Origin of the sequence: Sporomusa sp., assembly GCF_035561255.1 — a bacterium.
Classification (GTDB): Bacteria; Bacillota; Negativicutes; order Sporomusales; family Sporomusaceae; genus Sporomusa.
Genome location: NZ_DATMXX010000217.1, coordinates 1 through 9,323 on the forward strand (window position 1 = coordinate 1; position 9,323 = coordinate 9,323).

Annotated in this window: 8 protein-coding genes; 4 read left to right on the top strand and 4 right to left on the bottom strand. The window is 45.0% G+C overall.

The annotated features are described in order from the left end of the window. The first annotated feature begins 85 nt into the window (after positions 1 to 85). Positions 86 to 1,033, top strand: coding sequence for a tripartite tricarboxylate transporter substrate binding protein (locus VN379_RS11820; protein WP_325534059.1), 948 nt, complete (start codon positions 86 to 88; stop codon positions 1,031 to 1,033). A gap of 777 nt (positions 1,034 to 1,810) precedes the next feature. Here VN379_RS11820 and VN379_RS11825 read toward each other — a convergent pair. The 4 genes from VN379_RS11825 to arsM form a co-directional block, all read right to left on the bottom strand. After that, a complete protein-coding gene (locus tag VN379_RS11825) occupies positions 1,811 to 2,209 on the bottom strand; it encodes a PadR family transcriptional regulator (RefSeq protein ID WP_325534045.1) in 399 nt (132 codons plus the stop codon). 73 nt (positions 2,210 to 2,282) lie between these two features. Then, positions 2,283 to 3,374 carry a GTP-binding protein gene (locus VN379_RS11830; protein WP_325534047.1) on the bottom strand — a complete coding sequence of 364 codons (1,092 nt, stop codon included), beginning with the start codon at positions 3,372 to 3,374 and terminating at the stop codon, positions 2,283 to 2,285. Positions 3,375 to 3,421: 47 nt separating this feature from the next. Next, positions 3,422 to 4,228, bottom strand: coding sequence for an MIP/aquaporin family protein (locus tag VN379_RS11835; protein ID WP_325534049.1), 807 nt, complete (start codon positions 4,226 to 4,228; stop codon positions 3,422 to 3,424). A 33-nt stretch (positions 4,229 to 4,261) separates the two neighbouring features. Further along, on the bottom strand, positions 4,262 to 5,233 hold the full coding sequence (arsM, locus tag VN379_RS11840; RefSeq protein WP_325534051.1) for an arsenosugar biosynthesis arsenite methyltransferase ArsM: 972 nt from the start codon (positions 5,231 to 5,233) through the stop codon (positions 4,262 to 4,264). Between the two features lie 711 nt (positions 5,234 to 5,944). Here arsM and VN379_RS11845 point away from each other — a divergent pair. The 3 genes from VN379_RS11845 (at position 5,945) to VN379_RS11855 (ending at position 9,148) form a co-directional block, all read left to right on the top strand. Next, positions 5,945 to 6,823: a hypothetical protein gene (locus VN379_RS11845; RefSeq protein WP_325534053.1), complete on the top strand. Its 879-nt coding sequence runs from the start codon at positions 5,945 to 5,947 to the stop codon at positions 6,821 to 6,823. Positions 6,824 to 6,833: 10 nt separating this feature from the next. After that, the gene (gene menC / locus VN379_RS11850; RefSeq protein WP_325534055.1) at positions 6,834 to 7,961 is read left to right on the top strand and encodes an o-succinylbenzoate synthase; all 1,128 of its coding nucleotides are present in this window, start codon (positions 6,834 to 6,836) and stop codon (positions 7,959 to 7,961) included. 74 nt (positions 7,962 to 8,035) lie between these two features. Next, a complete protein-coding gene (locus VN379_RS11855) occupies positions 8,036 to 9,148 on the top strand; it encodes an amidohydrolase (RefSeq protein ID WP_325534057.1) in 1,113 nt (370 codons plus the stop codon). The last annotated feature ends 175 nt before the right edge of the window (positions 9,149 to 9,323 follow it).

A 9,323-nucleotide genomic window follows, 5' to 3' on the forward strand; every position in this document is an offset into this window, starting at 1 on the left:
GAATCGTATAGTGCGAATAAAAGCACCGGTTTTACTATTAATATCCTTGCTTATTGTTTCAATAATATTAGGAGGTTGTAGTGATATGCAAAGTACCCCGGTCACTACAACTTTGTCAAAATTCCCGGAAAAGCCGATTACTACCATCGTTCCATTTGGTGCTGGCGGCGGTCTAGATTTGACAACTCGTTCATTAGAAAAAATCGCTCTCAACCATTTAGGGCAACCATTAATAATTATCAATAAGCCAGGGAGCGCAGGTGCTCTTGGTTGGAATGAATTGGCAGGAGCTTCTCCAGATGGCTATACCATTGGCGCAACCTCGAGTGAAATGGTGTTGCTGTCATTATACGGTTCAGGAAAATATAATTATCTAACCGCATTAACCCCGTTGGCACAAGTAACGTCACTGCCGATGCTGTTGGCAGTTCAAGCCGATAAACCATGGAGAACTCTGAATGACCTGATTGATTATGCTAAACAACATCCAGGGGAGTTAAAGTTTGGAAATGCAGGCGTAGGATCGTTTGCCCATGTGCTCGGAGAAATGTTTAGCTATGATACAGGTATCAATACTGTACAAGTACCCTTTTCTGGCGGCGGGGAGATGACCACGGCGTTACTGGGAGGACACGTTCAGCTTATATTTGTTAATCCAGTATCCATTAAAGAACATGTAAAAAATGGTACAGTAAGAATCTTAGCTTTGACTGGTGAGCACCGATTAAATGACTCAGTATTTGTGCAAGTACCAACATTTAAAGAGCAAGGCTTTGATATTACATTGACCAACTGGCATGGGGTCGCAGTTCCGAAAGAACTACCTATGGACGTAAAAAATAAGCTAGAGGAAAAATTTAAAACTATAATTATGGATCCTGAATTCACAAAGAACATGAGTAATATAGGTATGCCTGTCGAATATTTAGGCTCTCAAGATGCACAATCCAAATGGCAGGCCGATAGTCAGAAACTACAAAAAACATTACAAGAGAGTGGTATATTAGAGCAAATTAAAGCTCAGCGGAAATAAAACCGCTGTAAGATTGTGAAATTAACCGACTTCATCATTCGGAAGAAGCGTGGGGGCGCTCATTTTGCTTCGCTTAAATGATTAACCAACGAAGCCCGAGAGTTGGGTTTTACTTGTTTAAATGTATTTTCGCCGTTAGGTATGATATGGAGAACTGTATCGTGCGCCCCGTCCCTCCAAACTTAAGTGGTAAAAGCCGCTCATTGGGATGGAGGGGAGGCAGGACTTTTCGCGCGTCCGGCCTGACAACTTGATACTTGATGTTGGGTGAGAATAATCATCAAACCGGCGAAGGCATGGGTGAAACGCGGGTTCTCAGAGTCTGACAGGGAACCCCCGCTAACAGGTGAACCATGAGTAAACGAAAGTGAACGCACATTTGAACCGTCGTGAACTCCGACAAGCCCTTGGCGTGTGCCGAAATATTAGTCTTCAAAACTGTCCGTTGGGCGTTAATCCGTCCATGGTGGGTTCGATTCCTACACGCTCCCGCCAATAGTTAATCAAGGCTCTTTTGGCTATTATAAAACTGGTGTGCCACAAGACCGATGGAGTAGGTGTGCGATGACGGTTAACAAGAACAGTCCTTCGCAATGAAAGGGCTGCTTTTTTTATGCCTTTTTTGCTGACTTCAAGCGATTATAAATATCATCCATGGCTTTCATCGCTTTTTTAGTAGCAGGAAAAAGCTCAATTGTCCGGCGACTATTTTCTGTTTTAGTCTCTTGTAAATGGGTTCCTACAGATATGCTATAAGTGCAGTCAGGAGGTAATTGCTTAATTTTGACTTTTTAGCACGGTTTCTTTGGCAAAAGATAAAAACAAGCCCAGTGAATTATGGTAGCTCTCCAATGTATTTATCCAAGTCTTAAGGCATTCCAGTCCATCGTCCGTAATTTTATATAGTTTTCTGGCTGGCCCCGAATTTGATACATCCCAAATGGCAGTAACATACCCACCCTGTTCCATTTGGTTTAAACACCGGTAAACTCCTGAAGGATCAGGTTTTTTGCCTTGAAGCATATAGGTCTCTTGTAGTTTTTGCACTATACTATAACCATGTAGTTCTTCATCCTCAAATAGAAGAGTAAGAATAGCCGGATGGATTAATTTTTCAAGATTTGTTCCAGTGCATGGGCAATCATTAAATTTTTTCTTAATACTGAATTTAATCATTTGCGTACTACCTCTTTCTGAAGAATAGCAGTTCTTCCAGGACTTTGTATAGCAGCGCAGCACAATTTTATATTTAGCCTACAATATGATTGTAACGGTAAGTGGGGTTAGGACGTCCCGGTTTTAAGCATTTAAAAGCTACGAGATCTGAAGTTATATTGTTCCCGGCAGCTTTGGAAATCTCCTCTAAGACAATGGCTTTAAGCGCATCCGGTTCCATCTGTATACGAGCGTTCAGCGTCATTTTCGCCTCTTTACCCGTCCCCGCAGTTTCACGGATATTCAGGATGTTTTGGGGTCCTGTGATATTGCCGATTACAAAACCGTTGCCTGTTTTAATAAGCAATTTCACATGACCAATCACAGCATTTAACTTTTCAAATCGTTCTTTCAGAGCATTTAGTAAACTTTGAGCGAAAGTATCCCAGTTTGCGAGTTCACTTTTCAGCATGACCGTGGTATTAAGCCAGCCAAGAACAGCTTCCCCTTCAGCGTAAATATCATAATCCACATCTGCCAAGTGGGTTCCAGCCTCAGAACACTGCAAAACCTCGTTCAGCCAACTTTCACAACCTTCTCCGTTTTTGGCACTGAGGGCATGAACTTTAGCCCACGGCCACTCTTTGGATGTACGTTTTCTCAACATTGTAACCGCTTCCGGACTTAGCAGGTCCGTTTTGTTGATAATGATCACATCCGCCTCTTCCAGCTGCTTCCGGAGAATATAAACCGCGCTCATATGAAGTCCTGATATTCTCCCATTAATAATATCCTCAAGTTGCTGAGGATCAACGAGCACCGAAAGTGGAGCAACGCTTAATTTCTCAGCAAACTTATCCTTCAACGGCTGCAATATTGTTGCGGAGAGGTCCGTACAACTGCCAACAGGTTCAGCAATTATGATATCCATAGGCTTCTTTTCATTTATATGAGCAATAGCGTCGGTAAACCCTGGGAAATTGCAGCAGAAGCAGCTCCCGCTCACTTCTGAGACAGTCGTGCCGGCATGTTCAAGAAATACGGTATCTACCAGCTCAGACGCCTGATCATTAGTAATTAACCCCACTTGTTTTCCTGTTTGGCCAAGTTTACGAGTGGCCTCCCAAAGAAGCGTTGTCTTACCAGCGCCAAGAAATCCACCAACTAAAATAATTTTCGTTTTCATAAGAATCCATCTTCCTCTCTATTTAATTAATTAAAATTGATTTGGACTCAGCGACATTCGCATTCCGTTTTCTTCATCAACGGCTCTATTATGCCTGTGAACAACCAGCCTGCCGCCAAAGCCCCAATTACGGGAGCGAAAATGTATACAAAGAAGAAGCCTCCAGACTGATCAGGAAAGGCCGCGGCCCCCCAGCCAAAAATCCACGCAACAAGACGGGGACCGAGATCACGGGCAGGATTCAATCCGGCCTGAGTCAATGGTGCAACCAGGCAGATCGCAGAACTCACAGCTAATCCAATAAATAACGGTGCGAAATTGTTATCCGGTCTTCCAAGATTGCATGCTTCTGTTAGTGAAAATATCATGAGTACAAGTAAAAAAGTACCAACAGCTTCAGCACCTATTGCTAAGGGCATAGATACTACAGATGTGCTTTCAGGAAGTTGATAATACTCTCCAAACATTTTCGCAACTTTCATAGAATCTGGTGTACCGCGCACAATACTTTGCGCTGTTTCAAAGGCAGCAATAGATGGCTCAAATAAGAAATACAAGATGAGACCTGCGCAAAAAGCGCCGATAAACTGGGCAATAAGATAAGCCGGCATTTTTTTCAGAGGTAATCTTTTACTTACCACCATGGCTATAGTAACTGCGGGGTTGAGATGAGCACAAGATAAATGACGTGTAGCATAAATAGCCAAGCTAACCGCGACTCCCCAAATCAATGCGATTTGAAATAAGCCATTATAGGATTTAAACAAGACATCAACCGCAACTGAGCCGCAGCCAAACAAAACTAACAAAAAAGTCCCCAAAAATTCACCAACAAAATCACGATCATAATTCACAGCTGAACATCTCCTAACCTTTTCTGTTGACATCTAGCAGCACCCACCGCCTGAGCCATTGTAATGGTATGTTGGATCGGTAACAACCACATCGCACCGGTTTAACTCACGAAAATAATCGGCTGTTTTTTGGTACACAGGATGAGGAATATCACGTGGTATAATGCGGCCGTCTTCATCCATCAACCTTTCTTTTCCAAAATATATAATGGTTTCCCCGGCGAAAATGCGGGCTCCTCCTTCAGCTACTGGCTTATTATAGGCAACCAGATCAAGCGATTCTAGCAGAATATTTTCCTCTAAGGAATAACGTTGTTTATCCAGAACACGGAATGGCCGGCGCATTCTTATCTCTATCGTACCAAATCCCGCATCGATAATTTTATTTAGATACTCTTGATAAGTCAAAGCACCCGAAAGGCACATTGCGCGTAACCGCTCATCTTTTCGCAAATGTTCAGGTATGGGTTTGGTTGTAATAGGGTCTGATATATATAATCTACCACCCGGCTTCAAAACACGATGCATTTCAGCAAGAGCCTTCGTTAAATCATCTTGTTCAAAGATATTGAACAAACAATTCTGAGCGGCAACATTAACGCTTTCGTCTTCTACAGGTAGGCTGAGAGCATCCCCTTGCATTAACTGAACGAAATCTGGACGAAACCAATCATTGTTTTTTGCTGCAAGAATAAAATTTTCTCTAGCCTTATCAAGCATTTCGGGAACTTTATCTACAGCAATGACCGATTGAGGCCGTCGGGTAAAATATGCAAACTGAAGTGCCTCCAATCCGCCTCCCACACCTACATAAAGAATGGTTTCCTCGGGACTTAGTTCACCAAAATGAACTGTTGTCCCACAACCATAATTCATTTCTTGCATAGCGACTGGAATAGTAAATCCCGGCAAAAATCGAGCCTGGCTTGTAACACAACAGAGACCAACCTGCGGTGTCAAAGACGCTTCTTTGTAGAATCCGTGTGTAGTATCCAAATAACCCATATTACTTCTTCCTCCAACACAAATTTATAATTTTAGTTATAAGACTTATACACTTAGTAGACTAATGCAAATACTATGCCATACAAGATTCTCAATATATTAACAGCAAAATAGCCCTATATTAATGAAAATACTTCAAAAAGTGCGCTTATGTGTGAAAGACCTATAAATTTAATGTTCTATTAGGTTAACACTCATGTAACATTGATGTAACACTCATGTAATATGAGAGTTACAACCACACACATTGTCCCAAACACAGAAGTCAAAGCTCTGGTCTTGCTTTATTGATACCAAAGCCGAAAGCGCCCAGGTCGGGGCTAAACTGCTAAGCCAGGTGGCAAGGTAATTGACATGATGGCCGTGCTGGAAGCCAGCATTAAAGAAATTAAACAAATCGAAAAGCCGAAATCTAACGGAAACGTGCGTAAGAAAATCCCCTGGCGTTGCGCCGGGGGATTTGGCCTAACGGTGTGCAGTAGATGTGCAATTCTCTGATCTTTTTATCACCTTTTCGTGTAGACTAGAATGCCTAGGAAGCAGGTAGAATTAATCATCTACTTGTAATTAACCATGACGTAATATTTACTAATAAGTACAGGTTATTAGAGCAGGAATTTTATGGAAGGACTTAGAAGAAGTTATAGTACTTTCTCTCAATTTATAGGGCCTGCTATTGGAATTTTACATAAGAGAGGTTTGGGAAGAACAATGAGCAGTGGTAATAATAGCCTGAGCCAAGACGAAAGCATCGAATTGAGGACTATTACTCCTGACAGGCTGCAGGATTTTTATGCGATGCAGGAATTGGAGCACCTGGTTTGGCAGATGCCGCATTCTTTACCATTACACCAGGTGGTAACGGTAGCTAAAAATGGCGGTATTCTGGTAGGGGCTTTCGTTGGCAGCCTCATGGTAGGGCTTTTGTATAGTTTTCCCGGTTATCTTAACAAGCAGGCTTATCTGTGTTCCCATATGCTGGGAATACGGGAAGGATGGCGCCAGCGTGGCCTAGGGGAAAGATTAAAGCTGGCTCAGGCCGAGGCGGCGAGAGCTGCTGGCTATTCTCTGGTTACCTGGACTTATGATCCGCTGGAATCAGTCAATGCCAATCTTAATATTAGTAAGCTGGGGGCCGTCTGCTCAACATATATTGTCAACTGTTACGGGGAGATGAACGATAATCTCAATCAGGGGTTGCCGTCAGACCGTTTTCAAGTAGCCTGGTGGTTAGAACAGCCGAAAGAACTGGTATTACCTTCAGGTAAAGAATATCAGGCTATCCGGTGGCGACGCTGCGGCGAAAGTCTGATTGAACCGGTTGGCGAGGCCGGGTTGTCGGCTGAATCTCTTGACAAAGTGGTTCGGGTAACAGTGACGGTGCCGGCAGACATCCAGGCAATCAAAGTACAGGATGTTGCGTTGGCCAAAGCCTGGCGCTTGCTGACAAGGCATACGTTTGTTTCCCTGTTTGACGCCGGATGGGTCGTGGCTGGCTTCCGGCGTTTACCGGAGACTCCGGCTAATGAATATATTTTAGTACGGCAGGAGCAGTTGGGGCTGCCCCGGCCGCCGTGGAAAAAAGATTAAAAGGATAGGGATGATGAGAATGCAATTAGCGGCTATTACCTTACGTGCGATGCGGATGCGGATGAAGACGCCGTTTACCACAAGTTTTGGGACCGAGTGGGATAAGGATTTTATTCTGGTGGAAGTCAAAGATGTGGAAGGGCGTTCAGGCTGGGGCGAGGCGGTAGCTATGAAAGCACCACTTTATAATGAAGAAACTGTGGGCACAGTGTGGCTGATGCTTAAGGAATTTCTAATTCCTTTACTCTGGCAGCAGACGCCAGGCCATCCCCGGGACGTAGCCGGCATCTTCCGTCATATCCGTCGCAATTATATGGCCAAGGCCGCTCTTGAGGGGGCTGTGTGGGACCTCTATGCTATGGCAGAAAACATACCGTTGTACCGGGCTTTGGGGGGAGAGCGGGCTGTTATTGACGTAGGTATTAGCCTGGGGATTGAAAGTTCGGTTGATAAGCTGTTGGCTCAGGTGGAAAAATATGTTGCAGCAGGCTATAAACGGATCAAAATAAAAATAAAACCAGGCTGGGATGTTGATATAGTGGCCGCGGTCAGACGACGCTTTCCGGCAATACAGCTGATGGCTGATGCTAATTCGGCCTATACACTGGCCGATTCGGCCCGCTTGGTCGCCCTGGATGAATATAACCTGATGATGATTGAACAGCCTTTGGCCCATGATGACATCATTGACCATGCGGTATTGCAAAAGCAGTTACAGACGCCTATTTGTCTTGACGAAAGTATTCATTCGGTAGAGGATGCACGTAAAGCGCTGGCATTGGGTAGTGGCCGGATCATTAATATTAAGATTGGCAGGGTAGGGGGGCTTACTGAGGCCAAAGCAATCCATGACCTGTGTGTGGGTAAGGGGGTACCGGTCTGGTGTGGCGGTATGCTTGAATCGGGAATTGGCCGGGCTCATAATGTGGCCATTACTACCCTGGCCGGGTTTACTTTGCCTGGCGACACTGCTGCTTCCAGCCGCTATTGGGAAGAAGATCTGATTGAACCCGAGGTTACCGTTCATGATGGTGTTATTCATGTCCCTGACCGTCCTGGTATCGGCTATATGCTACGCCGGGACCGGATCGATAAATATACATTATATAGCGAAACCTTCCGCCCTGAAACTATGTAATAGGCCGGATAGGGCGCGTAACTGAATAAGTTATCCATCTATATAACATTATGAATTTGGGGCGAGGTGATACTATGCTGGATATTGAGTCTAAGGTTATTGAAAACTATGAGGTTTTACACCAACTGCCGGAACTTGGTTTTGCAGAGCAGCAGACAGCTGCATTTTTGGCGGCAGGCTTGCGGCAAGCCGGATATAAGGTTACCGATCAAATCGGCGGGACCGGTGTAATTGGCATATTAACCGGTTCACAAACCGGGCCGGTAGTGGCCATCCGGGCTGATATGGATGCCTTGGCCCATTGTGTGGCGGGGCAGGAAAGTGCTATTCATTCCTGCGGGCATGATGCCAACTCGGCGATGGTGCTGACTGTGGCCCAGGCTATTGCCGCCAAGGGTATCTCCAAAGGGATACTAAAGGTAATCTTTCAGCCTGCTGAAGAAACCTTAGGGGGGGCGCAAGAAATGATTGCGGCCGGGGCTGTAACCGACGTGGATATGCTTTTGGGTATTCACTTGCGACCGATTGAGGAAGCACGGCTTGGTCAGGCGACCCCAGCCCTTTACCACGGCGCCAGTGCCATTATCGAGGCCGAAATTAGCGGTGTTGCCGCCCATGGGGCCAGGCCTCACCTGGGGATCAATGTTATTGATGCGGCTGCGGCTGTGGTACATGCCGTTAACGCCATTCATGTTAACCCCACTGTGCCAGCTTCGGTTAAGGTCACTAAACTGCATGCTGGCGGGCAAGCACTTAACGCTGTTCCGGACCGGGCGGAGCTGGCCCTGGACCTCAGGGCTCAGCATAATGAGATAATGGATGAATTGACTGAGAAAACCAAACGGGCCGTGGTTGCAGCGGCAGCTACGATCGGGGCTACGGCGGTTACCCGGATTAGGGGATTTGTCCCGGCTGCGGAATATGATGTTGATCTTATTAACAGGGCGGGAGAAGCTATCAAAGAAATCCTGGGGCCGGAAGGGCTAATTTCCGGTATCCATACCCCAGGTGGTGAGGATTTTCATTTTTATAAGCAGTCAAAGTCTGGACTAAAAACGTGTTATATCGGGTTAGGCGCCGATCTAACACCAGGTTTGCATCACCCTGCGATGCAGTTTAACATAGATGCACTTGGTTATGGAGTGCGGATTCTTATAAACCTTATTGATAAATCTTTGGTAGGGTAACGAATTTAATCATGAAAAGGAAGTTTGTGAGGAGCGGATAGCTCCCATGAATTATATAATTAATGGTAAAAGAACTGTGGCTGTTATATTGCACTACAACGCAGAAGCAATTTAGAGCAAAACTGAAATAATTACTGTGAACTGAGTTCAAGAGTATTCTTATCTCATATAGATG